22 protein-coding genes, 2 tRNA genes and 1 other RNA gene are annotated in these 24,257 nt (G+C 66.5%); 13 read left to right on the top strand and 12 right to left on the bottom strand.

From position 1 onward, the window contains the following. Positions 1 to 60: 60 nt before the first annotated feature. From rnpB to AC1DCZ_RS09835, 5 genes are all read left to right on the top strand, one after another. Positions 61 to 454: RNase P RNA component class A (gene rnpB / locus AC1DCZ_RS09815), an RNA gene on the top strand. Positions 455 to 718: 264 nt separating this feature from the next. Further along, positions 719 to 2,209: a glyceraldehyde-3-phosphate dehydrogenase gene (locus tag AC1DCZ_RS09820; protein ID WP_476974417.1), complete on the top strand. Its 1,491-nt coding sequence runs from the start codon at positions 719 to 721 to the stop codon at positions 2,207 to 2,209. Positions 2,210 to 2,284: 75 nt separating this feature from the next. Then, positions 2,285 to 2,494: a hypothetical protein gene (locus tag AC1DCZ_RS09825; protein WP_476895678.1), complete on the top strand. Its 210-nt coding sequence runs from the start codon at positions 2,285 to 2,287 to the stop codon at positions 2,492 to 2,494. A 159-nt stretch (positions 2,495 to 2,653) separates the two neighbouring features. Next, the gene (locus tag AC1DCZ_RS09830; protein ID WP_476974418.1) at positions 2,654 to 3,481 is read left to right on the top strand and encodes an HNH endonuclease family protein; all 828 of its coding nucleotides are present in this window, start codon (positions 2,654 to 2,656) and stop codon (positions 3,479 to 3,481) included. Between the two features lie 64 nt (positions 3,482 to 3,545). After that, positions 3,546 to 3,842: a hypothetical protein gene (locus tag AC1DCZ_RS09835; protein WP_476974419.1), complete on the top strand. Its 297-nt coding sequence runs from the start codon at positions 3,546 to 3,548 to the stop codon at positions 3,840 to 3,842. Positions 3,843 to 3,881: 39 nt separating this feature from the next. Here the strand turns inward: AC1DCZ_RS09835 and AC1DCZ_RS09840 are convergent, their stop codons facing one another. After that, complete coding sequence (locus AC1DCZ_RS09840; protein WP_476974420.1) at positions 3,882 to 4,856, bottom strand: 1-phosphofructokinase family hexose kinase; 975 nt, start codon at positions 4,854 to 4,856, stop codon at positions 3,882 to 3,884. 139 nt (positions 4,857 to 4,995) lie between these two features. On the opposite strand from AC1DCZ_RS09840, the gene ppk2 reads away from it, so the two are divergent. Then, positions 4,996 to 5,877, top strand: coding sequence for a polyphosphate kinase 2 (gene ppk2, locus AC1DCZ_RS09845; RefSeq protein WP_476974421.1), 882 nt, complete (start codon positions 4,996 to 4,998; stop codon positions 5,875 to 5,877). Positions 5,878 to 5,955: 78 nt separating this feature from the next. Continuing rightward, positions 5,956 to 6,660 carry an alpha/beta fold hydrolase gene (locus AC1DCZ_RS09850; RefSeq protein ID WP_476974422.1) on the top strand — a complete coding sequence of 235 codons (705 nt, stop codon included), beginning with the start codon at positions 5,956 to 5,958 and terminating at the stop codon, positions 6,658 to 6,660. A gap of 10 nt (positions 6,661 to 6,670) precedes the next feature. On the opposite strand, the gene def is transcribed toward AC1DCZ_RS09850, so the two are convergent. From def to orn, 4 genes are all read right to left on the bottom strand, one after another. Continuing rightward, complete coding sequence (gene def / locus AC1DCZ_RS09855) at positions 6,671 to 7,243, bottom strand: peptide deformylase (protein WP_476974423.1); 573 nt, start codon at positions 7,241 to 7,243, stop codon at positions 6,671 to 6,673. Between the two features lie 34 nt (positions 7,244 to 7,277). Then, positions 7,278 to 8,432 (bottom strand): acyl-CoA dehydrogenase family protein, encoded by a 1,155-nt coding sequence (locus AC1DCZ_RS09860; RefSeq protein ID WP_476974424.1) that lies wholly within the window; start codon positions 8,430 to 8,432, stop codon positions 7,278 to 7,280. Positions 8,433 to 8,552: 120 nt separating this feature from the next. Further along, a tRNA-His gene (locus AC1DCZ_RS09865) sits at positions 8,553 to 8,625 on the bottom strand. A 165-nt stretch (positions 8,626 to 8,790) separates the two neighbouring features. Then, positions 8,791 to 9,450, bottom strand: a complete 660-nt coding sequence (orn, locus tag AC1DCZ_RS09870) for an oligoribonuclease (RefSeq protein ID WP_476974425.1) — start codon at positions 9,448 to 9,450, stop codon at positions 8,791 to 8,793. A gap of 158 nt (positions 9,451 to 9,608) precedes the next feature. Between orn and mptB the strand changes: the two genes are divergently transcribed. Continuing rightward, positions 9,609 to 11,174 (top strand): polyprenol phosphomannose-dependent alpha 1,6 mannosyltransferase MptB, encoded by a 1,566-nt coding sequence (gene mptB, locus AC1DCZ_RS09875; RefSeq protein WP_476974426.1) that lies wholly within the window; start codon positions 9,609 to 9,611, stop codon positions 11,172 to 11,174. Positions 11,175 to 11,218: 44 nt separating this feature from the next. Here the strand turns inward: mptB and AC1DCZ_RS09880 are convergent, their stop codons facing one another. Further along, complete coding sequence (locus AC1DCZ_RS09880; RefSeq protein ID WP_476974427.1) at positions 11,219 to 11,902, bottom strand: DNA alkylation repair protein; 684 nt, start codon at positions 11,900 to 11,902, stop codon at positions 11,219 to 11,221. Between the two features lie 161 nt (positions 11,903 to 12,063). On the opposite strand from AC1DCZ_RS09880, the gene map reads away from it, so the two are divergent. Next, positions 12,064 to 12,831 (top strand): type I methionyl aminopeptidase, encoded by a 768-nt coding sequence (gene map, locus AC1DCZ_RS09885; protein ID WP_476974428.1) that lies wholly within the window; start codon positions 12,064 to 12,066, stop codon positions 12,829 to 12,831. A 300-nt stretch (positions 12,832 to 13,131) separates the two neighbouring features. After that, positions 13,132 to 14,148: a magnesium and cobalt transport protein CorA gene (locus AC1DCZ_RS09890; RefSeq protein ID WP_476974429.1), complete on the top strand. Its 1,017-nt coding sequence runs from the start codon at positions 13,132 to 13,134 to the stop codon at positions 14,146 to 14,148. Between the two features lie 115 nt (positions 14,149 to 14,263). Here the strand turns inward: AC1DCZ_RS09890 and AC1DCZ_RS09895 are convergent. Beyond that, a tRNA-Arg gene (locus tag AC1DCZ_RS09895) sits at positions 14,264 to 14,336 on the bottom strand. A gap of 236 nt (positions 14,337 to 14,572) precedes the next feature. On the opposite strand from AC1DCZ_RS09895, the gene AC1DCZ_RS09900 reads away from it, so the two are divergent. Together AC1DCZ_RS09900 and ettA are read left to right on the top strand one after the other, a co-directional pair. After that, positions 14,573 to 15,160: a single-stranded DNA-binding protein gene (locus tag AC1DCZ_RS09900; RefSeq protein ID WP_476974430.1), complete on the top strand. Its 588-nt coding sequence runs from the start codon at positions 14,573 to 14,575 to the stop codon at positions 15,158 to 15,160. 470 nt (positions 15,161 to 15,630) lie between these two features. Then, positions 15,631 to 17,313, top strand: coding sequence for an energy-dependent translational throttle protein EttA (gene ettA / locus AC1DCZ_RS09905; RefSeq protein WP_476895694.1), 1,683 nt, complete (start codon positions 15,631 to 15,633; stop codon positions 17,311 to 17,313). A 76-nt stretch (positions 17,314 to 17,389) separates the two neighbouring features. On the opposite strand, the gene AC1DCZ_RS09910 is transcribed toward ettA, so the two are convergent. Beyond that, positions 17,390 to 18,370 carry an acyl-CoA thioesterase gene (locus tag AC1DCZ_RS09910; protein WP_476974431.1) on the bottom strand — a complete coding sequence of 327 codons (981 nt, stop codon included), beginning with the start codon at positions 18,368 to 18,370 and terminating at the stop codon, positions 17,390 to 17,392. Positions 18,371 to 18,433: 63 nt separating this feature from the next. On the opposite strand from AC1DCZ_RS09910, the gene AC1DCZ_RS09915 reads away from it, so the two are divergent. After that, positions 18,434 to 19,093 (top strand): DUF8185 domain-containing protein, encoded by a 660-nt coding sequence (locus AC1DCZ_RS09915; RefSeq protein WP_476974432.1) that lies wholly within the window; start codon positions 18,434 to 18,436, stop codon positions 19,091 to 19,093. A gap of 618 nt (positions 19,094 to 19,711) precedes the next feature. Here the strand turns inward: AC1DCZ_RS09915 and AC1DCZ_RS09920 are convergent. From AC1DCZ_RS09920 to pepN, 4 genes are all read right to left on the bottom strand, one after another. Next, a complete protein-coding gene (locus AC1DCZ_RS09920) occupies positions 19,712 to 20,170 on the bottom strand; it encodes a globin (protein WP_476895699.1) in 459 nt (152 codons plus the stop codon). Positions 20,171 to 20,172: 2 nt separating this feature from the next. Further along, the gene (locus tag AC1DCZ_RS09925) at positions 20,173 to 20,838 is read right to left on the bottom strand and encodes a mechanosensitive ion channel family protein (protein WP_476974433.1); all 666 of its coding nucleotides are present in this window, start codon (positions 20,836 to 20,838) and stop codon (positions 20,173 to 20,175) included. Between the two features lie 148 nt (positions 20,839 to 20,986). Continuing rightward, complete coding sequence (locus AC1DCZ_RS09930) at positions 20,987 to 21,472, bottom strand: OsmC family protein (RefSeq protein WP_476974434.1); 486 nt, start codon at positions 21,470 to 21,472, stop codon at positions 20,987 to 20,989. A 111-nt stretch (positions 21,473 to 21,583) separates the two neighbouring features. Beyond that, entirely contained in the window at positions 21,584 to 24,139 is a 2,556-nt protein-coding gene (pepN, locus tag AC1DCZ_RS09935; RefSeq protein WP_476974435.1) for an aminopeptidase N, read from the bottom strand. Positions 24,140 to 24,257 lie beyond the last annotated feature (118 nt).

The raw sequence follows: 24,257 nt of genomic DNA on the forward strand, positions 1-24,257 counted from the left end.
GGGACAGGAAAAGGATCCCGGTGCCCCGGGGCGGAGGGAGCCCGTAGAATGTACAGCGGATGGGTTGACCAGGCGGCCGCGCGTCACGCAAGTGGCTCGAGGAACGTCCGGGCTCCGCAGGGCAGGGTGGTGGGTAACGCCCACTCGGGGTAACCCGCAGGCCAGTGCCACAGAGAACAGACCGCCCGCGTTCCGGCCGTGTCCGCACGGCGGGGAGAGCAGGTAAGGGTGAAACGGTGGTGTAAGAGACCACCAGCTTCCCGGGCGACCGGGAAGGCTAGGTAAACCCCACCCGGAGCAAGGCCAGACAGGACACGTTTGAGGGCTGCCCGCCCGAGTGTCCGGGTAGGCCGCTGGAGGGCGTCGGCAACGGCGTCCGTAGATGGATGGCCGCTATTCCCGCGCCGGTAACAGCGCGGGAACACAGAACCCGGCGTATCGGTCAACCCATCCATTTTCTTGCGCTTTCCTGTGCTGCGCCCGTGTGAGTGATTTCACGTGTAACAGGGCGCCGGCCGCTGTGCTGCCGACCTAGAATGGATAGCGAACGTAGAAGTTCTGCCGCCGGGTCTGCGTTCGCAGCCGGCGGCTTTTTCTTGCGCAACACGAGGCGCCCGGGGTGGACCGAATCCCCGCCGGCGCCGAGGTGCCGGATATCCTCCGGCGGCCGACTTCCGCATACGACGTCGTATGTGGTTGATTCTAGGAAGGTAGTTCTGTGAGCCAGACATCAGATTCTTGTCTTGATACGTGGATGGGCCGTGAGGCGCTCGCCGAGGCCATGATCCCGGTGATCGGCCGGCTGTACCGCGAGAACAATGTGGTGACTTCCATCCACGGACGCAGCCTGATCAACAAGTCCACTATGAACATCCTCAAGGCGCACCGTTTCGCCCGCCGGATGAGCAAGGAAGAACTACGCCTCGAAGAGACGGCGCCGCTGCTCGATGCCCTGACGAAGCTGGACCTCGGCGCGGCGGCCATCGACGTTGCCCGCCTCACCGAGAAGTACCGCGCCGAAGGCGACGGCGCCAGCCTGGATGAATTCCTCCGCGGCGAACTCGCCGAGATCGTCGGCAAGCGCGGCGGGGACGACCGCACCAGCACCGACGTCGTCCTCTACGGTTTCGGACGCATCGGCCGGCTCCTGGCCCGCCTTCTGATCGAAAAGGCCGGCGGCGGCCACGGCCTGCGCCTGCGCGCCATCGTGGTGCGCCGCGGCTCCGACAATGACCTCACCAAGCGTGCGAGCCTCCTGCGCCGCGACTCCGTGCACGGCTCCTTCGAGGGCACCATCAAGGTGGACCTCGAGAACGACACCATCACCGCCAACGGCGTCCAGATCCAGGTCATCTACTCGGACAACCCCGCCACGGTGGACTACACCGCCTACGGAATCCACGACGCCCTCCTCGTCGACAACACGGGCCGCTGGCGCGACGCCGAGGGCCTCTCCCAGCACCTGCAGAGCAAGGGTGTTTCCCGTGTCCTCCTCACGGCCCCCGGCAAGGGCGACCTGAAGAACATCGTGCACGGCATCAACCACGGCACGATCACCGACTCGGACAAGATCGTGACTGCGGCGTCCTGCACGACCAACGCCATCACGCCGGTGCTCAAGGCAATCAACGACCGCTACGGCGTCGTGCACGGCCACGTGGAGACTGTCCACTCCTTCACGAACGACCAGAATTTGATCGACAACTTCCACAAAGGTGACCGCCGTGGACGCTCGGCGGCGCTGAACATGGTCATCACCGAAACCGGTGCCGCGAAGGCCGTCGCCAAGGCCCTGCCCGAACTGCTGGGCAAGCTCACCGGCAGCTCCATCCGCGTCCCCACCCCCGATGTGTCCCTCGCGATCCTGAACCTGAGCCTGGAAAACGGCACCACCAAGGACGAGATCAACGACTACCTGCGCGAAATGTCGCTGCACTCCGAACTCCGCAAGCAGATCGACTACATCGATTCGCCCGAGGTTGTCTCCACGGACTTCGTCGGCTCGCGCCGCGCCGGCATCGTCGACGGGCTGGCGACGATCTCCAACGACAAGAACCTGGTTCTGTACGTCTGGTACGACAACGAGTTCGGCTACAGCTGCCAGGTCGTCCGCGTCATGGAGGAAATGGCCGGCGTGAACCCGCCGTCCTTCCCCGCCAAGGACGCCGTCTCGGTCCTGGAGGCAGCCGGCCTCCCCGTTGAAGTCTGATCCCGCCCGCGACTTGTTACTCCTTTCCCGGCCGATGTACTGGAATCGGCCGGGAAAGGGAACCACAATGGAGCAATGGAACAGAACTCGGCTGTGGAGCACGAAACCACCTTGGAACACGCGCTGGACGTAGCGCGTAGCAACGTCAAGGAAGCCAAGCGCCTCCTTGACGATGCCGTCGCCAAGCGTCAAGCCGGTGAGCTCGACGACGCCCGGGTGAACCAGCTGCAGGCGCTCATGGACCTCGCTGCGGAAGACCTCCATCGGGTGACCAAGGAGCAGTAGGGCTGGAGCGGGGCTCCGTGCCGCGGCACCGCCCCTCCAGGGTGCGCCTGCCGCGGAACTGCTCCTCCACACTGTGGACACGGGCCCCTGCGGCGACGCCCGGGCCTAGGCTCGTGGTGTGCAGCAGAAGCTTCCAGCCCGGCCATACCCCTCACCGTCGTGAGCCTGAACTGGACGGACTTCCGCCGTGCCCGGCGCCGTTCCCGTCAGGCCTGGGTGATCCTGGCTACGGTGTGCGCGCTGTTCCTGGGCACCTTGGGCTGGTTCTTCACCGCGGGCCAGTTCGCTGCCTCCGAACCTGAGAGCAGTGGCCCCAGCGAGGCTCCCGTGCTGGCAGCGGGCTGGATGATGCCTGTCGCCCCCGTGCGGCCGGTGCCGTCCGGGGCGGCAGCGGCCGTGCTGGACACGCTCGCGGTCAAGGGCCGGGCCGCTAAGGACAACTACGACCGGGATGCCTTCGGCCAGGCATGGCTTGATGTCGACCGCAACGGCTGTGATACGCGCAATGACATCCTCCGGCGCGATCTGACCGGCCCGGAATTCGTGGAGGGTTCCCGGTGCCAGGTTGCCGGCGGGACCCTCCGGGAACCGTACACCGGCCACCCGATCACCTTCCGCCGGGGAGCCGAGAGCAGCAAAGCCGTGCAGATCGACCATGTCGTGGCCCTCGGTGACGCGTGGCAAAAGGGGGCCCAGCTTTTGACGGCGCAGGAACGCGAGCATCTCGCGAACGATCCGCTCAACCTGATCGCTGTGGACGGACCCGCCAACCAGGACAAGAGCGCCTCCGACGCCGCCACCTGGCTGCCGCCGAACAAGGCCTTCCGCTGCCATTACGTTGCCCGCCAGATCTCAGTGAAGGCGGCCTATCAGTTGTGGGTCACGCCGGCGGAGAAGGAAGCGATGAAGCGGGTCCTCGGCGCGTGCCCTCAACAGCAGACCATCGTTCCGCACACTGGACCCGTGGCTGAAGCTCCGGCCCGTTGACATGCCAAGTGTAGGGGGTCTAGAACTGGCCTGTCAGATACAGCCCACCATTCTAGGAGCAGAAATGGCTTCCTCGGCCTTCGGAGTTGTGCACTTTTTCCCAGGCGGAACGAAAGAGCAATACGAGGCGTCAATTGCCGCCGTGCATCCCGGCGAAGGCCGCTTGCCGGAGGGCCAACTCTTCCACGCCGGAGGCGCATCGGCCGGGGGCTGGACGATCATGGCGGTCCATGAGTCGAAAGAGAGCTGGGAGAAATTCCGCGACGGCATCCTCATGCCACGAATGCAGGCCGGCATCGAGGGCGGGTTCACCTCCCCGCCGGAGGAGACGGCTATTGACCTCTACAAGGTCCTGCCCTAGCCGACGGGGCCCACGCGCCTCGGCGGGTCACCGCCGAGGCTACTGGCCGCCTTCAGGCGCCAGGGCTTCGAGTCGCGCCTCCAGGCGTTCGACGTCGGCCCGATGGCACAGTTCGGTGGCCGTAGTCGTCACGGTGGCAGTGCCGGCGGCGACAGCCGCACGGAAAGCCGCTTCAAGACTCCGTCCTTGCGCCAGCCGAAGCACGAAGGCTGCGAGGAAGCTGTCGCCGGCTCCGACGGTGCTGCGGACCTGCACCGGGGGCACGGTCAAGCGGAGAGTGCCAGCTTTCGAGGCGAGCACGGCGCCCTCGCCACCAAGGGTCAGGGCGACGAGTTCGGCGGAGCCGTCCTCAACCAGGGCGGACGCCGCTTCCAGCTGGCTTTCGTCGCTCTCCAGCGTCAACCCGAGCTGTAGCCCGAGTTCCCGCCGGCTGGGTTTGACCAGGAATACTCCCTCGGCGAGGGCCTCGGCGAGTGACGGTCCTGACGCGTCCACGATGCACCTCGCGTTGTGCCGACGCGCAACGCGGGCGACCCTGGCATAGAAATCATCGGGAACCCCCGGCGGCAGGCTGCCGCTGGCAACCACATAGCCGCCCACCGGGATCGACTCCTCGAGGAGAGCCAGGCAGGCGCGCCACTCGGCCTCGCGCAACTCGGGTCCCTCCAGCACGAAGCGGAACTGGTTGCCAGTGGCCGTCTCGTCGACGGTGAAGTCCTCGCGGGTGCTCCCGCTGATGGGCAACACCAGGGTCGGGATCCGCTCGGCCTCGATGAGACGGCGGTACGCCTCCCCGGTGGGTCCACCCGCGGTGTAGATTGCCAGGGTCCGGCCGCCGAGCCGTTGCACCACCCGGGCCACATTGACCCCGCCGCCGCCCGGGTCGACGCGGCTGGCACTGCACCGGAGTTTGTGGCCGGAGGTGACCAGTTCGGTAGAGGTGCTGATGTCCAGCGCGGGGTTCACAGTTAGCGTGAGGATCGGCTGCATCGCCGGTGATGCTGAGGCTTCCATGGCCCAAGCATAGAAGAGCCCGCCGGGGCCGCCGCCAGGTCGGCCGCCGCCAGGCCGCACTCTTGTGGGCCCCCATTCCCTCCGCGAGAATGGGCGCGGTAGGAATATCGCCACGCCGGGACGACTGGAACGGGAAACCATGGCACATCGCAAGGGCGGCCAAGGCACGGAACATGCCGGTAGCAGGGGGCATCCGGGACGTGCCGGGCGGCGGCCGGCCAGGCTGAAGCTCAACCTCTACGAGGCTGAGCTTTTACGCCTTCAGGCCGAGTTGGTGGCTCTGCAGGAATGGGTCCGCAGCACCGGAGCACGGGTGCTCGTGATTTTTGAGGGCCGGGATGCAGCCGGCAAGGGAAGCGCGATCAAACGGGTCACCGAGTACCTGAATCCACGCTTCGCCCGGATCGTGGCGTTGCCGGCGCCCACGGAGCGCGAACGCGGTGAATGGTATTTCCAGCGCTATGTGGCGCATCTCCCCGCCGCCGGGGAAATCGTCCTGATGGACCGGTCCTGGTACAACCGCGCCGGCGTCGAACACGTCATGGGCTTTTGCACCCCTGCCGAGCACAAACGCTTCATGGCGCAGTGCCCGGTCTTTGAACGTCTGCTCATCCAGGACGGCATCCTGCTTTTCAAGTACTGGTTCTCGATCAGCCATGCCGAACAGGAGCGGCGGTTCCGGTCCCGCCTGGATGATCCCATGCGGCAGTGGAAGCTCTCGCCCATGGACCGGGACGCCATCCTGCGTTGGGAGGATTATTCGCGGGCCAAGGACGACATGTTCGTGCAGACGGACACTGCGGAAGCACCGTGGTACGTCGTGGAGGCCGAAGACAAACGCCGGGCCAGGATCAACCTCATTGCCCATCTGCTCTCCAGCATCGACTACACCGAAGTGCGGACAGAAACGGTAACGCTGCCGGAGCGGCCGAAGGCCGTCAACTACACGCGGCCGCCGCGGGAACTATTCCGCTATGTCCCGGACTACGCGGCGAGCCTGGAAAGGCCGGCCGAAGGATAGCGGCCGTCCGGAATCCACGGTTCGGAATTCCCAGTCCGCGGCGTGCCGCAAGGCCGCCGGCCCGGGTAGGGTACCGGCATGGATATGATGTTGGTTCCCGGATTCTGGTTGGACGCTTCCTCGTGGTCGGAGGTGACGCCGCAGCTGGTCGCGGCCGGACACCGCGTCCACCCGCTCACGCTGCCCGGGCTGGAAACGGCCGACGCACCGCGGGCCGGCATCGGCCTGCGCAACCACATCGACGCCGTCGTCGCCGCGATCGATGCCTGTGACGCCCCCGTTGTCCTGGTTGGTCATTCGGGTGGCGGCGCCATCATCCATGGCGCGGTTGACGCCAGACCGGACCGGGTGGCGCGCGCCATCTATGTGGACAGCGGCCCGCTGGGGGAGGGCGGGGTCATCAACGACGACCTCCCGGCCGACGGCGACGAAATTCCGCTGCCACCCTGGGAACTCTTCGATGACGAGGACCTCGTGGACCTGACCGACGAACTCCGGACCATGTTCCGCGCCCGCGCGATCCCGCAACCGCGGGGCGTGGCGCAGGACAAGCAGCAGCTCCGGGACGAACGCCGCTACGAGGTCCCGGCCACCGTCATCGCCTGCGAATTTACGTCCTCGATGCTGACGGAAATGATTGCCGGGGGCCACCCGTTCGTGGCGGAACTCGCGCGGATCCGCGACGTCGACTACGTGGACCTGCCCACAGGGCACTGGCCCCAGTTCACCAGGCCCGCGGAGCTGGGCGCAGCCATTCTTGCCGCCGTCGACCGCACAGAGTGAACGTCACGCGTCAGTGGCCGAACGGGTCCGGGTCCACGCCCGGCATCCACGTCAGCCCGGGGATGCCCCAGCCGCTTTTCTTTGCCTGCTTCATGGCCTTGCGTGAGTAACGGTCCATCAGCCGGTTGACGTACAGCTTGCCGTCGAGGTGGTCGTACTCGTGCTGGATCACGCGGGCGAACCAGCCTGTCGCCTCGAAGTCCACGGGCCCGCCGTCGCCGTCGAAGCCCTGGACCCGGGCCCATTCGGCCCGTTTAAGCGGATACTGGCCGCCCGGGAAGGACAGGCAGCCTTCTTCTTCCTCGTCCGGATCCGGCAGCGCGCCGGAGATCTTTGAGAGCGTCAGCACCGGGTTGACCACGACGCCGGCCGGCGGGGCGCCGTCGTCGTTGTCGTACTTGTAGATGAACAGCCGTTTGCCCACCCCGACCTGGGGCGCGGCGAGACCGACGCCGTTGGCGGCATCGTTGGTTTCGAACATGTCGGCGATCAAGGTCCGGAGGTCGTCGTCAAAGACTTCGACGTCGGCGGCCCGGCGGTGCAATACGGGCTCGCCCCAGATCACGATGGGCAGAACGGTCATGTGAGAAAAGTTCCTCTGGTGCTGTGCGGCGGGGTCAGCCGGCGATGGTGCGGCCGACGACGTCGCGCATGATTTCGTTGGTGCCGCCGAAGATGGTGAGCAGCCGGGCGGCCAGGTAGGCCTGGGCTACCGGGTATTCCAGGATGTAGCCGTAGCCGCCGTGCAGTTGGAGGCAGCGGTCCGTGACGGACTTGGCACGCTCGGAGGCCCAGAGCTTCGCGCGCGCGGCGGATGCGGCGTCGAGCTCTCCGGCGTTGAAGGCGAGAACCGCCCGGTCCACGTAGGCTTCGGTGACCTCGACTTCCGTGAGGATGTCGGCGAGTTCGAAGCGGCTGTTCTGGAAGTCGATGATGCGTTCGCCGAAGGCGTTGCGGTCCTTGGTGTAGCGGACGGTCGCCTCGTAGGTGGCGCGGACGACGGCCGAGCTTGCCACCGCGATCGCCAGCCGGCCCTGGGGGAGCTGCTCGGCCGCGTATTTGAGGCCCTTGCCTTCCTCGCCCACGAGATCGGCGTGGGGAACCCGGACGTTGTCGAAGAACAGTTCCGCCGTGTCGGAGGCCTTGAGGCCCATCTTGTCCAGCTGCCTGCCGGTGTTGTACCCCTCGCCCTTCTCCACCATGAAGAGGGAGAACGAGTCGTGGTTTCCGCGGCCCGTGCCGCCGTCGGTCCTGGCCAGGACCAGGGAAGCGTCTCCGGAGATGCCGTTGCCGATGAACGTCTTCTGGCCGCTGACCAGCCAGCCGTCGCCGTCGCGTACGGCCTTGGTGCGGATGCCGCGCAGGTCGGAGCCGGCCCCGGGCTCGGTCCAGGCGACGGAGGTGACTTTTTCGCCGGACACCATGCCCGGCAGCCACCGCGCTTTGAGGTCGTCCGAGCCATAGGCGAGCAGGTGGGGGAGGACCATGTCGTCGTGCAGGTGGAAGGCAAGGCCCACGGCGAGGTGGTTGCTCTTGGCGAACTCCTCGTCGAGAACGGCGCGGAACCGGTAGTCGTCCATGCCCATGCCGCCGAACTCTTCAGGAACCGCGAGTCCCAGCAGGCCCTGCTCGCCGGCCGCCGTCCACAGCTCCCGGGACATCATGTGGTCCTTGTCCCACTGGGCGTAGTGCGGGGCGATGGCGCGCGCATTGAACTCGGTGGCCATCTCGCGGAACATCTCGTGGTCTTCTTCAAAGAGTTGGCGCTTCACTGCGGTTCCTTCCAATGACGACGACATTTCACAGACACTGTGTACAGACAACAAAGGCCGCACCGGATAACCGGTGCGGCCTTTGCCAAAGGTCGGACAAACACTGCCGTCCTTCATGAGGGTGAGCGACGGGGGTTGAACCCGCGACCTCCTGGACCACAACCAGGCGCTCTGCCAACTGAGCTACGCCCACCATGTGCCCCGCCATGCCTTCCGGCGGACCGGCTGGCTGCAAAGGCAACGACAAATAGCTTACCTGTTATTCGCAGGTGCTTTTGCCACTTTTGCCGATTTCGACGAAATTTCCGTCAAAGGTGGTGCAGATTACTGTCCCGGCGGTGTCGTTCGCGGCCGGCGACTACTCGGCAGGGGCCTCAAGAGCGGCCCCGGCCGGGGCTTCCGCGGCGGCTTCCGGGGCGCCCATGACTTTCTTCGCGATCCGCAGCGCGGTGGAGCTGTCCGGTCCCGGGGCGGGGACGAAAACCGCTTCCCGGTAGTAGCGGAGCTCGTCGATGGAGTCCTTGATGTCCCCGAGGGCGCGGTGGCCGCCCATCTTGGCCGGGGACTGGAAGTAGGCCCGGGCGAACCAGCGCCGGGAGAGTTCCTTGATGGTGCTCACATCGATGACCCGGTAGTGCAGGTGCTCGACGATCTCGGGCATGTCGCGGACCAGGAACACGCGGTCGGTGCCGACCGAGTTGCCGCCCAGCGGGGCCTTCCGGGGGTCCGGTACCCATGTCTTGATGTAGTCGAGCACGGCCGCCTGCGCCTCTGCCATGGTCTTGCCGTGCGGGAGTTCCTCCAGCAGCCCGGACCGGGTGTGCATGTCGCGGACGAAATCGTTCATCTGGGCCAGTGCGGCGTCGTCGGGTTTGATGACGACGTCCACGCCGTCGCCGAGGATGTTGAGTTCCGAATCCGTCACCAGGGCGGCCACCTCGATGAGGGCGTCGTTCTTGGTGTCCAGGCCGGTCATTTCGCAGTCGATCCAGACGATGCGTTCATTAGATATAGGCACCCGCCCAGCCTACCGTTTCGTCGTGCCAGAGCCGTCCGGTGCTAGGATTTCGGGTACGCCACCGTCGATTTTTTCGTCATCGTGGCGCGCCCCGGAATGGACCCAACGGCCGGCTGGGGACGGAAATGTGCCCCACAAACAGATTGGACGATTCTGAGATGACGGCGCCTGTGCCTGCGGCGGGGAAAACGGCTGTCGGTACGTCCCGCACCTCCCAAGCGGCGGCTCTCGATGAGGTTGACAACGCCCGGTCCCCAATTTTGGTCGGCTTCCTCGGCTCGTTGTTCATGGCGGTCGGATCGCTTGGCGTCGGCTGGCTGGCCCCGGTCTCCGACCTCCGGCGGCTTCCGCTGTTCATCTGGATGCGTACCGAGGCCGTCGGCGTCGGCCTGTGCATCGTCCTGCTGGCCGTCGGCGGCATGTTGCTGGTCCGGGCATGGCTGCGGCTTGGCCAGAGAGTGCGGGTGTGGGGGGCAGCGGCCCACAAGGCCACACTCCAGGCAGTCGTGGCCTGGGGGCTTCCGCTGATGTTCTCCGTTCCGCTCTTCAGCCGGGACGTGTACGCCTACATCGGGCAGGGCCGTTTGATGGTGGAGGGCTTCAATCCGTACGAAAACGGCATCTCTGCGCTGTCGAATTACTTTCAGCTGGGCGCAGACAAGATGTGGACGGAGGCTCCGGTCCCGTATGGCCAGCTCTTCCTCTGGATAGAGCAGTTCGTCGTCTGGTCTACGCACGTGCACCCGGAAGGCAGCATCATGCTCTTCCGCGTCGCCGCGCTGATCGGAATCGTCCTCTGCGTGATCTATGTGCCCAAGCTCGCCGAACTTCACGGCGTCAACCCGCACCGGGCACTGTGGCTGACCGTCGCCAACCCGCTGTTCCTGACCAACTTCATCGCCAGCGTCCACAACGACTCCCTCATGATCGGCCTCGCCCTCGCCGGCCTCTACTACTGCGCGACGCGGCGGGTCATCCTGGGGATCGTGCTGGTGACATTGTCCATCGCCGTCAAGCCCATCACGATCGTCTTCCTGCCGTTCATCGGCCTGCTGTGGGCAGGGAAGAACGCCGGCTGGCCGCGGAAGGTCCTGTACTGGGGACTTACGGCCGGGATCAGCCTGGCGCTGCTGTACCTCATGAGCCTGGTCAACGGCTTCGGCTTCGGCTGGATCAACGGGCTGTCCGCCCCGGGCAGCATCTGGATCTGGTACGCGCCGGTTGGCCTGCTCGGTCTGGTGATCGCATCCATCTCCAACGCCTTCGGCCTCGACGGCTGGGGGATGGCCAAATGGGTGTACGACGCCGGCAAACTGCTGGCCGTCGGCATTGTCGCCTGGCAGATCTTCCGCGGTGACCACGACCGCCTCATGCGCCGTCTCACCCTGGCGTTCGCCGCCGTCGTGCTCCTGGCGCCGATGATCCAGTCCTGGTACATCGTCTGGCTTATCCCGCTGTTTGCCGTCACCGGCATCCGTGATGACTGGCAGGTCAAGGCCCTCTACTTCATCGTGTCCTTCTTCATGGTCTACGCGATCTCGGACCAGCTCGACGTCTTCCCCTACCTCCAGACAGCAGACCTCGGCCTGGCCCTGGCACTGGCCCGCAATGCCGCCGCCATCATCGCCCTGCTGTTCGCCCTGTACCTGATCTTCCTGGATCCACGGACCAAGCTGCTGTTCAGCAAGTCGGACGAGCCGGTCACCACCCGCCCGGTCATCTGACCCGCCCACAGGGCCTTGCGACGGCACCCGGACCCTGCGACGGCCTAGGCGTGCAGGTTCCTGAGCGCTTCCTTGCGTGAAAGCGGGCTCAGCGCCTGGCCGTGCCGCTGCACGAAGGCCCGTACCCAGTCCGGATCGGTCTTGGCGTATTCACGCAGCGCCCACCCGATGGCCTTCCGGATGAAGAACTCGGAATCGACCAGGTTCGCCTCGATGACAGCCGCCAGCAGGGCGACGTCGGTGGCGGACTTGGCCCCGAGCTGGGCCGTGATCGAGGCCCGACGGATCCACAGGTTCCCGTCAGTGCTCCAGCGCCGCAGGACCGGCGTCAGCTCCTCCCGGTGCGCCTGCAGGAGGGCGCCGAGCCGGTGCGCTACCGCGTCCGCCAGGTCCCACCACGCACCGTGGCGGATGATCTCCTCGTAGACGGCCAGCATGCTGGGCTCGCGGGCAACCATCCGAAGGCCGGTGAGGTCGATGGAGGCATACTGTTCCTCGCGGCAGGCGGCGTCCCGCCAGAGCGCCAGAGCCGTCGACCTCAACTCTTCGACGCCCGCGGGAGGCAGCTCTGCGGCTGCAGTTTTGACTATCCTGCGGACCTCGGGAACACGCACGCCCAGGTGCGGCATCTCCGATTTCATGTACGCCTGCGCCCCCGCAGCACGGGAGGGATCGGCCGCTTCCTGGAGACGCGTCCGGATCGTCGCGATGAGTTCGGTGTTGGCCATGCGGCAACTCTAGATGGCAATTTGCTCCGGCCGCTTCAGGCGGCAACTGCAGGCAACAACTTCAGGCGGCAACTGCAGACAGGGTGCCGCCGGCTTTAGAGTTGGAGTCGGCTTTAGAGCTCAGCCCGGCGGTCCTCCCGCCGGCGGCGGAAGGAAGACCCATGTCCATGATCAAGAGTCCCGAAGAGATCGTCCTGATGCGCGAGGCTGGCCGGGTGGTGGCGAACGCGCTGGCCCGGGTCCGGGAAGCCGCCGCCGTCGGCGTCTCACTCAAGGAGCTTGACGAAGTGGCCGCGGCGTCCATTTCGGGGGCGGGAGCAACCCCGGCCTTCCTTAACTACCGTCCGCGGTGGGCGTCGGTTCCGTTTCCCGGAGTGATCTGCGCAAGCGTCAACGATGCCGTGGTGCACGGCATCCCGAACGACTACCAGCTCCGGGACGGGGACCTCCTCAGCGTGGACTGCGGAGCTTTCCTGGACGCCTGGTGCGGGGACGCTGCCGTCAGTTTCGTTGTCGGAACGGTGGATCCGGCGGACCAGGCGCTCATCGACGCTACGGACGCGGCACTGGCCCGGGGGATCGACGCCGCCCGGCCCGGGAACAAGATGGGGGACATCGCCTATGCGATCGGCGGGGCAGCCCGCCGGGCCGGCTATGGATTGCTCGCCGACCACGGCGGCCACGGCATCGGGCGCACCATGCACGCGGAGCCACACGTCCCCAACGATGGGCGCCCCGGCCGCGGCATCAAGCTCACGGAGGGCCTGGTGATCGCCATCGAGCCGATGCTGATCCTCGGCGGCAAGGATGACTACTACCACGACGACGACGAATGGACCCTCCGCTCGGCGAACGGTCGCCGGGCGGCGCACAGCGAGCACACTGTGGCCATTACGGCCGACGGGCCTGTCATCCTGACGCTGCCTTAGCGTCCGCCGGCCCGCGAGCGCCGTCGGGCGGACGACGGCGCGTCCCGGCAGCGCTTCGAACCTAGCGCCGGCCGGCGCGCTGTCGATGCGCGGCCGGGTTCCTTCCGGCGCGGTTCAGGCAAGCCGTTCCATCCCGGCGGCATGGCCCTCGCGGCCGCTGGAGGCCGCTGGGCGGCAGCCAATTGTCGCGGCAACTCGGCCGACCCTCTGGGGAGGGCGCGGCTGTTGGCACCGGCCGCGGGACGGTATAACGTCACAGCCAAGGGAAGCCTTGCAGAGCCTTGAAGAGGAGGCGCGGCCGTGACCATTGTCGATAACGCCGTATACGTGGACGGTTACCGGACCGCGGATCCGGAAGACCTGGACGAGACGTATTTCCTGCTGCGGCAGCGACAGGGCATGGCCTGGATCGGACTCTACCGGCCGGACGCGGAGGAGCTGGGGTCGGTTGCCGAAGAATTCGACCTGAGCCATCTGGCCGTGGAGGACGCGCTCGCCGGCCATCAGCGGGCGAAACTGGAACACTACGGCGAAACATTGTTCCTGGTGCTGCGGCCGGCGCGGTATCTGGACGACGTGGAAAAGGTCGAGTTTGGCGAGATCCACGTTTTCTCGGGTCCCGATTTTGTGATTACTGTCCGCCGTGCCGAGTCACCGAATTTGGCGCGGGTCCGCCGGCGCATGGAAGCCGAGCCGGGGTTCCTGGCCCTGGGTCCCGACGCCGTGCTCTACGCGATAGTGGACCAGGTGGTCGACGAGTATGAGCCGGTCGCCGCCGGTCTGGAGAACGACATCGATGAAATCGAAGATGATCTCTTCGCCGCAGATCCGGGCGTGTCACGCAGGATCTACGAACTTTCGCGCCAGGTCATCATGTTCCAGCGCGCGACGGCGCCTCTTCCGGCCATCCTTCAGTCGCTTATGGCGGGAGCTCCGGACCGGGAGCCCCACCCTGAACTGCAGGACCACTTCCGGGATGTCCTGGATCACACGCTACGGCTCGGCGAACGGATCACGGCCTTCCGTGCCTTGCTCCAGAACGCGCTGGCCGTCAACGCAGCACTCGTGGCCCAGCGCCAGAACGACGAAATGCGCCTCCTGACGGAGTCGAGCATCGCGCAGAACGAGGAGGTCAAGCGGATCTCCTCATGGGCTGCAATCCTGTTCGCCCCGACTCTGATCGCGTCGATCTACGGGATGAACTTCCGCATCATGCCCGAACTCGCCTGGGACCTCGGCTACCCGATGGCCCTGGGGCTCATGGTCGGCATGGGCGTGGTCCTGTATCTGGCGTTCAAACACAACAAGTGGATCTGATCAGCCCCGTGCTGCCGGCGCCCCGGCGGAGGCGGCCGGGTGGGTCCGGCGGCCGGTGCTGAAGAGGTGGGTGGCCCTGAGTTGTGGACATCCACAACTCAGGGCCACGCTCTTGTGCCCCAGGAGGGAATCGAACCCCCGACCGGCGGATTAGAAGGCCGCTGCTCTATCCCCTGAGCTACTGGGGCACGGTGGCGCACCGTCCGGCCATTGCCCGGGGACGCCTCAAAAAGTTTACAGTGCCTTCCGGCCGGCGACGGTCAAGCACGGCACGCGGCTGCTCCAGCCCGTCGCCACTTGTCCCCAGCAACCCCTGTGATCCCTGGTTTTCCACATGGCTCGGTTCGGGACTCCCCGCGGGAAGCTCGTCAGGCGAAGCTGGAAATGCCTTCTAGGGCACGACAATTCGAGACAGGACATGAGAATGAGTGACAACATCACGGTCCGTGGCTTCGTCGCCACTGAGATCAGATCGTCGACAACCCCCGGTGGCGTGGCCACGGCATCATTCCGGATGGGCGCCACCGATCGGCGTTTTGACCGTGCGACCAGCACCTGGGTCGACGGGAACACCAACTGGTTTACCGTCCAGGGATACAGGCAACTTGCTGGCAACGTCGGCTGCAGCATCAAGAAGGGCCAGCGGGTCATCGTCGTCGGGAGGCTGAAGATGCGGACCTGGGAGAAGGACGGCAGGGTCTATCACGTTGCGGAAATCGACGCCGAATCCGTCGGCCACGACCTCATGTGGGGTTCCGCCAACTTCACGCGCACGGCCGGATCCGGCAACCAGGCAGCCGGCGGTCAGCCTTCCGCCCCCAACCTCGGCCCGGATGACGGCCACAAGGACAGCCAGCATGACAGCCCGGACAACACCGACGACGAGCACAGGATGCCCGAGGGGGCCGACGACGACGACGAGGCACCACCGCCGGTCATGTTCATCGACGGCACTGGCGTAGAGGAAGAGGAGGTCGATCAGGAAACCGGGGAACTTAAAGGAGCCGCCTGAACCCGGCTCTTAACCCCGCCCCCGGTACACCAGTGAGCCGGCGGCCCCGTGCAGCCCGTGTGAGCGGTGACGACGATTGGGGTCCGGCGGCCGGCGCCGGGTCCCGGGTCCTTCGCGGCAGAAATTGCCCGGTGCTACGGGCCACGACGAGAGCACGCCGGGCGGTGCCCCTCGCCGTCGCGGCAGGGGAGCACGGTTTCGGGCACCGGTCCGGGTCGCCGGTGTCCCTCAACGCCGCGGCCCCGAAGCTGTTGGCCTACGGGGCCGGAGGCCGAAGCCGTCAAAGACGCCGTGCGCGAGGGCGGCAACTGGATTGTTGCGCTGCTGCGGAAGGCCGGGGTTGCCGTGAGCGTTATGCAGGCCCTGGCGGAGGGGCGGCTGTCCTCGTGGGAGTACCGGGCTGAGTTAAGGACCGTGTCCAGTGCCCCCGGAATGTGAGTTATCCCGGCGGAGCCACTAGATTTGTAGGCATGGCGGAATTTATCTACACAATGACCAAGGCCCGCAAGGCCGTTGGCGAAAAACTTATCCTCGATGACGTGAGCATGTCCTTCTTCCCGGGGGCCAAGATTGGCGTCGTCGGCCCGAATGGTGCCGGTAAATCGACCATTCTCAAGATCATGGCCGGTCTGGACACCCCGTCCAACGGCGAGGCCAGGCTCAGCCCCGGCTACACGGTGGGCATCCTTCTGCAGGAACCGCCACTGAACGAGGACAAGACCGTCCTGGGCAACGTCCAGGAAGGTGTGGGCGAGATCATCGGCAAGATCCAGCGCTTCAACGAGATCTCCGAGGAAATGGCCAGCCCTGACGCTGACTACGACGTCCTCCTGGAGGAAATGGGCCAGCTGCAGGAAGCGATCGACGCCGCCGATGCCTGGGATCTCGATTCCCAGCTTGAACAGGCCATGGATGCCCTCCGCTGCCCGCCGCCGGAAGCCGACGTGACCTTGCTCTCCGGTGGTGAGCGCCGCCGCGTGGCACTGTGCAAGCTCCTGCTCCAGAAGCCGGACCTGCTGCTCCTCGACGAGCCCACCAACCACCTCGACGCGGAGAGCGTGCTGTGGCTTGAGCAGCACCTGTCCAGCTACCCCGGCGCCGTCCTCGCCGTCACCCACGACCGGTACTTCCTCGACCACGTGGCCGAGTGGATCGCCGAAGTCGACCGCGGCCACCTCTACCCGTACGAGGGCAACTACTCCACGTACCTGGAGAAGAAACGCGCGCGCCTGGAAGTCCAGGGCAAGAAGGACGCCAAGCAGGCCAAGCGCCTCACCGAGGAACTCGAGTGGGTCCGCTCCAACGCCAAGGGCCGCCAGACCAAGTCGAAGGCCCGTCTGGCCCGCTACGAGGAAATGGCTGCAGAAGCCGACCGCACCCGCAAGCTTGACTTCGAAGAAATCCAGATCCCGCCGGGACCGCGCCTCGGCGGTCTCGTGCTCGAGGCGAAGAACCTCCAGAAGGGCTTCGAGGACCGCACCCTGATCGACGGACTGACTTTCACGCTGCCCCGCAACGGCATCGTGGGCGTCATCGGCCCGAACGGCGTCGGCAAGACCACCCTGTTCAAGACCATCGTCGGGCTGGAGCCCCTCGATGGCGGTGAACTGAAGATCGGCGATTCCGTCAAGATCTCCTACGCCGACCAGAGCCGCGGCGGCATCGACCCCAACAAGACCCTGTGGGAGGTCGTTTCCGACGGACTCGACTACATCCAGGTCGGCCACGTCGAAATGCCGTCCCGCGCCTACGTTGCCGCCTTCGGCTTCAAGGGACCGGACCAGCAGAAGAAGGCAGGCGTGCTCTCCGGTGGTGAGCGGAACCGCCTCAACCTGGCGCTGACCCTCAAGCAGGGCGGAAACCTGCTGCTCCTCGACGAACCCACTAACGACCTCGACGTCGAGACGCTCAGCAGCCTCGAAAACGCCCTGCTCGAATTCCCGGGCTGCGCCGTCGTGGTCTCGCACGACCGCTGGTTCCTGGACCGGGTCGCCACCCACATCCTCGCCTACGAAGGCGACGAGGAGAACCCCTCCAAGTGGTACTGGTTCGAGGGCAACTTCGAGTCCTACGAGGAAAACAAGGTCGACCGCCTGGGCCCGGATGCCGCCAAGCCGCACCGCGTGACCCACCGCCGCCTCACCCGCGACTAAGCACCGCAAGACAAAAGGCCGGCTCCCCGCGGGGAGCCGGCCTTTTCTCGTCATCCTGCGGACGCTCGGCCCGGCGTCACCGGTGCTCGGCCTTGCGCATCTGGTGCTGCAGGACCTTGGACTGGACCGCGCCCGCCACTTTGTGCTTGAGGTCCGTCGGAACACGGATCATGCCCTCCTGCGCCACCGTTGCCACATGGCGGCCGTCCTGGCTGAAGATCTTGCCGGTCGCAAGGCCCCGAGCGCCCTGGGCGCTGGGGGATTCCTGGACGTAGAGCAGCCACTCGTCCACCCGGACGGGACGGTGCCACCACATGGCGTGGTCCAGGCTCGCCACGGACATTCCGGGCGTGATCCAGCTCATTCCGTGCTTGCGGAGGATCGACTCGAGCAAGGTGTAGTCGCTCGCGTACGCCAGGGCGGCCCGGTGCAGGCCGGGGTCGTCCGGCATCGGCCCGAAGGTCTTCATCCAGACGGCGTTGCGTGCTTCCTTGCGGCCCTTGGCCGAGACGTACAGCGCCGGGTCGACGTGCCGGATGTCGAACGGCCGTTCATAGGCCCAGTGCCTCGCAACCGGGTGGTCGAACTTCCCCAGGAGGTCGGCCGTACTGGGCAGGGATTCCGGGGCGGGGATGCCGGCGGGCATCTCGGACTGGTGCTCAATGCCCTCGTCCTCGTCCTGGAAGGACGCGATCATCGACAGGATCGGCATGCCTTCCTGGTAGGCGTGGACCCGGCGGGCGGAGAAGGACCGGCCGTCCCGGAGACGCTGGACGCCGAAGGTGATGGGCTTGTTGGCGTCTCCCGGGCGAAGGAAATAGCCATGCATGGAATGCACGCTGCGGCCGGGGGCAACGGTGCGGCTGCCCGCGATGAGGGACTGCGCCAGCACCTGTCCGCCGAAGACCCGGTGCCGCGGCTGCTGCTGCGAAGGGCCCATGAAAATGTCCTCGTCCGTCCGGGCGCCTTCCAGCTCGCCGAGGTTCAGGAGTTGGATGAGCGAGGAGGTGGGGTCCTGCGTGGGCAGCCCCTGCAATCCGGCTTCGGCTTCAGTCATGGTTTGACTCTAGACGTCACCCCGGCACCGCTCAAAAGAGGCACAACCGGTAGAGTCCATATTGTGTCTGACGTCCTAACCCAGCCCCTGCGGTTCACCGATCCCCGAGACCTTGCCGACCTGCGCACGTTCGCCACCCGCGCCAAGTCCATTGACGACGGCGCCATCCGGCTGCAGGCGTCCGGTCCCGTGCTCGCCGCCTATGTGTGCGTGCTGCGGCCCCGGCTGCTGGGGGAATCCACGCCCACCATCCTGGGCCTGCGCACCATGGCGCTGGCGCAGCCTGCCGAGACCGATGTGACGGTGCCGCTGTCAGCGGTGCTGGACCGGCTTGCACGGGCGGGGGAGAACGACGTCGAGCTGCCGCTGCCGCCGGTGAACGTGGCCGAGTCATGGGCCGGTGTGGGGGCGCCGCGGGGCGGGTGGGAGCTATTCGGCACCCTCCGGGACACCGCGCTGCGGCAGGCCGCGGAGGCCGGCATCGCCGAAGTTGCCGCAGTCATTCCGGACCAGCCCGGTGCCTTGATCGTCAACAACGCCCGCGCCACTGTGTGGGGCCGGGCCCTGCCCGGCGCCGGCGGCCTGCCGGCGGGCGCCGCGTTCGCGGCGCTCACCTTGGGTTTCCTGGCTGACGGGGAGCAGCAGCTGTTGCGAGCCGGACGGTGGTTCCGGCTCAGCGGCAGCCGCGGGCACGTCCTGGTCCGCACCGGCTCAGGACTCTAGGATCCTTAGTACGGATGTGCTCCATAGGGGGCAAAGCGTCGCGTCAGCGCCGGTGATCGCCGTGAGTTTGACGGGGGTTCGCGGACTCGTGCTTCTCGCGTCCGCCACGTGGCCGCGGACGCGGCTGCCACAGTGGTGGGATCACTTGCCGGCGCGCTGGTCCTCTATCTGGTGATGACGGGAATCATCTACCGGTCCTCGTGGCCCCGCCGGGCGAGCCGTGGTGGAGCTGGGACATGTACTGGCCCCGGCTCGCGACCACCGTCTGGCGCCGCTCTTCGTCGCGCTCGATTGGATCCTCGTAACGCGGACCGTGCGCGGCAACGGGTGGCGTCCCGTCGTGTGGCTCACCTACCCGGTGGCCTTCCTCGTCTTCTCGTGGGGGCGCGGAGCCGACGGCGGCTGGCCGGCGGCGCTGACGACGACATCGCACGTGCTCGTCGCGTTCCTCGTGATTGCGCTTCTCGTTCACTTCGCCGGCAACTGGGGTTCCGCGGCTCGCAGTCGGGCGCGAGCGGCTCCAGAAGTCTCGTTTGGCACCCTGCAGGGTAGTCTTGTACACAGAAAGACCCCGGAGACATTCCCCCAAGTGCCTCCGGGGTCTTTCCACGTCCGGCCTCAGGCCCCGGACGGGCTGTTCACCATGGACAGGGCAGCCCGTTCCATGTAGTCCCAGAGCGTTCCCTCGTACAACGGCGGAAGCTCAAGGGCATCCACCGCGGTGCGCATGTGAAGCAGCCAACGGTCCTTCGCCTCCGGGGTGACGCGGAAGGGCTGGTGGCGCATGCGCAGCCGCGGGTGCCCGCGTTCCTCGCCGTACGTCGTCGGGCCGCCCCAGTACTGTTCCAGGAACATCAGGAAACGCCGCTTGGCCGGGCCGAGGTCCTGTTCCGGGTACATGGGCCGCAGCAGGGGATCCGTCGCGACGCCGTCGTAAAACACATCGATGAGTTTCACGAAGGTCTCGTGGCCGCCCACGGCGACGTAGAAGTTGTCGGTGTAGCCGGGCTGGCTGAAGGGGTCGTTCTGCATCAGCATCTTGGGCTGGCGGGGCTCGCCGGCGCTGGGGATCGTCACGGTTATTCTCCGGCTTTCTGCTGGGGTGCCGCCCCGGCGTCGGGGCTGTCCGCGGTTTCCTGGACGGGGGCGACGTAGGTGCCCTGGGAGCGGTTGCCCACGCGCAGGATTTCCCCGTTGCGCAGGTACCAGATGGTCCCGTCGTCTGCCCGCACCCGGGTGATCCGCAGGCCCATGGATTCGACCGTGCCGACGACTTCGGACGTTTCGATGACGTCGCCGATCCCGTACTGGTCCTCAATGGTGATGAAGATGCCCGCGAGGAAGTCGCGGATGAGCTGCTGGGCGCCGAAGCCGATCGCCACGCCGAGGATTCCGACGCTGGTCAGCAGCGGGGCAATGTCCACGTTGAGGTTCTTGAACACGTAGATGATGCTGATGACGGCGATCAGCACGCCGACGACGCTGTTGAGCAGCGAGCCGATGGTGTTGGCCCGCTGGACACGCCGTTCATGGTCCAGTGCGCGCAGTGCGGGGGCCACCCAGCGGAAGTGCGGCTTCTTGAAGAACGTGGTCCCGGCCGCGACGCGTTTGGTGATCCCTGCGATGACGAACGACGCCACGAGCCACACGGCGACGCCGACCCCGATGCTGATGAGCAGTCCGGGCACGTTGATGGCCGAAATGTCCGGCGGGGTGATCGTCTCAGTAGGGGACGTGCGGTACATCGGCGGGGGTGCTCCTTTGGCTGTTGCGCTTGCCGGCCAGGATTTTCCGGCCGGCACTCCGGATCTGCATCGCTCCGGGCGCCCGGCATCGGCCCGGCGCAAACACGTTGTTCACCTTCAAGGTTAGTGCCGCAGCGTTGCCCCGCGTTCAGTCCGCCTGGGCAGCCACGACGGCCACGGGTTCGTGCAGCACCGGGAAGTTGACGCTCCGGGCAATGAAGCACACCTTGTTGGCCTCGATGTGCAGTTCCTCCAGCAGCCCCAGCGACGCCGCGTCGGCAACGGTCACCCGGGGCCGGAGCGTCACGGACTCGAACTGGCCGCTGCCGTCCCGGTTGGTCCGCATCAGGCCCGCAGCCTGGTCCTCATAGGCTGTCACCACCACTGCGTGCTTCACAGCCACATGCAGGAAGGAGAGCATGTGGCACTGCGAGAGAGCCGCCAGCAGCAGCTGCTCCGGGTTGTAGCGCGCCCGGTTCCCGTGGAACGTCGGATCGGCGGAGCCCTTGAGGACGGGAAGTCCGGGGATCTCGACGTCGTGGTCCCGTGAGTAGCCGCGGTACGACGCCGTTCCCTCGCCCCGGTTCCCGGTCCAGCGGACTGTCAGCGCGTAGCGGTGCTCGTCGAGGCTCATGAGTCCACACTAAGGCACGTCGCTGCCCAACTAGCTGGCAGCTAAGGCCGTTATGGGGGTCCAAAACGGCCCCTGCTGCGAGCTAGTTGGGCGGGGCTCCGGTACGGGCTCCTAGCCGACGTCGGCCTGGCGGGCCCGCAGGGCGCGGGCCACGCCGTCGCGGTTCTCCAGCATCATCCGCCGCAGCGCCGCGCTGTCTTCCGGCAGCGAGGCGAGGAAGTCATCCGTACGGTCCACGGTCGCCTGCGTGGTCAGCTGCGCCGGGTAGAGCCCGACGACGATCTGCTGGGCGAGCGCATGGGTCCGGGTGGCAACGATGCCCGGAACGGCCTCGAAGTATTTCTCCGAGTACGGCTCCAGCAGGGCCGGGTCCAGCACCCGGGTGAAGCCCGTGACGGCCGAACCCTGGAGTGCGTTGGAGAGATCGCCCTTGACCACAATCGACTCCCACGCCTCGGCCTTGGCCTCCGGAGTGGGGATGGCTGCCTTGGCGAGGGCGGCGGCATTCTGGCCGTTGGCGGTGTTGTCGTGCCCGAGCTCGGCATCGATTTGTTCCTGTCCGGCACGGCCGCCGGTGACAAGGGACGCCAGCAGTTCCCAGCGAAGGTCCTGGTCCACGGCCAGCCCGTCCAGCGTCAAGGAGCCGTCCAACAGGCCGGCCACGGTGTCCAGCTGCCCGGTGCTGCGGGCCAGCAGGGCGTACGACTTCACGAACTGCAGCTGCGCGTCCGAACCTGCCGCAACGGCGGAGGCGAGCTCCCAGAGCTGGTCGGCCGCAGCAACCGAGGTGGCTTCCCGGTGCTCTTCGGCCACGTAGAAGGTCAGCGTGGTCGCCAGCTGGCGGAGCTGGACCAGGATCACGGAGGAATCGGATTCCTCGGCGATGTTGGCGAGGATCAGTTCCACATAGCCGCGGGCCGGTGATTCCCCGTCGCGGGCCGCATCCCAGGCGGAGCCCCACACCAGTGTCCGGGGGAGGCTCTGGCTGAAGTCCTTCAGGTGGGCTGCAGCCGTGGCGAGGGACTTCGGGTCCAGGCGGACCTTGGCGTAGGCGAGATCGTCGTCGTTGAGCAGGATCAGGTCCGGCCGGGCAAGGCCGGCGAGGGCGGGAACCTCGGTGCGCCCGCCGTCGACGTCGAGCTCCTCGCGGTGCACGCGCTCCAGCTTGCCGGCAGCGTTGACGTTATAGAAGCCGACGGCGAGCCGGTGCGGCCGCAGGGTGGGCTCGCTCTCGATCGCCGTCTGCAGGATCGCGAAGGAGGAGATCAGGCCGTCCGCGCCGACGGAGACGTCCGGCGTGAGGGTGTTGACGCCGGCGGTCTCAAGCCAGAGCTGCCCCCACTTTTCGAGGTCGCGGCCGCTGGCCTTCTCGAGCTCGGCCATGAGGTCGCTGAGCTCGGTGTTCTGCCAGGCGTGCTTGCTGAAATACTCGCGGACGCCGGACATGAATTCTTCCGGACCCACCCAGGCCACGAGCTGGCGCAGCACCGACGCGCCCTTCGCGTAGGTGATGCCGTCGAAGTTCACCTCGACGTCCTGGAGGTCGTTGATCTCGGCGAAGATCGGGTGCGTGGTGGGCAGCTGGTCCTGGCGGTAGGCCCAGGACTTCTCCACCGAGGCGAAGGTGGTCCAGGCGTGGTCGAACTTGGTGTTTTCCACGGCGGCCAGATGGGACATGTACTCGGCGAAGGACTCGTTCAGCCAGAGGTCGTTCCACCAGCGCATCGTCACGAGGTCCCCGAACCACATGTGCGCGAGCTCGTGCAGCACAGTGATGGCGCGGCGCTCCACCTGGGCGTCGGTGACCTTGCTGCGGAAGACGTAGCCTTCCAGGATGGTGACGGCCCCGGCATTCTCCATGGCGCCGGCGTTGAACTCCGGCACGAAGAGCTGGTCGTACTTCTCGAACGGGTACGGGCAGCCGAACTGGGCCTCGAAGAACTCGAAGCCCTGGCGGGTGAGTTCGAAGATGTTGTCCGCATCGAGGTATTGCATGAGGGACTTGCGGGCGAAGATGCCCAGGGGAGTGACCCGGCCCGCCGCCGACGTCACCTCGCTGCGGACAGACTGGTAGGGCCCTGCGATCAGCGCAGTGACATACGAGGAGAGCCTCGGCGTGGGCGTGAACTCCCAGACGGAGCGGGCGCCGCCGTCCTCCCCTGGGGTGGCCTCCACCGGCACGGGGGTGGGGGAGTTGGAGACGACGTCCCAGTGCGAGGGGGCCGTGACGGTGAACGTGAAGCTGGCCTTGAGGTCGGGCTGTTCGAAGACGGCGAACATGCGCCGTGAATCGGGGACCTCGAACTGGGTGTACAGGTAGACCTCGCTGTCGACCGGATCCACGAAGCGGTGGAGTCCCTCGCCCGTGTTCATGTACGGAGCGTCGGCCACGACCACAAGCTCGTTGTCAGCCGCCAGATCCGGAAGCGCGATCCGAATTCCGTCGGAAACCTCGGCCGGATCGAGCGCGCGCCCGTTCAGCGTGACACTGTGCACCGAGTGGGTCACGGCGTCGATGAAGGTCGAGGACCCCGGCACCGCGGTGAACTTCACTGCCGTCGTGGAGCCGAAAACGTGCTCGCCGCGCGTCAGGTCCAGGCTGACCGCATAGGAGTCGACGGCGATCAGTGCGGCGCGCTCGCGGGCTTCGGCGCGCGTCAGGTTCATACCGGGCAAAGTTGGGCCTCCAGAATTGTTCGATGGTGCCGGGCGGCCGCGGCCTCCGGTCGATACTGTGAAATTATTCTTTCACGTCGCTGGCTCTTGGCAAGTTGCGCGCATCACA

The organism is Arthrobacter sp. 10N418 (assembly GCF_056394725.1).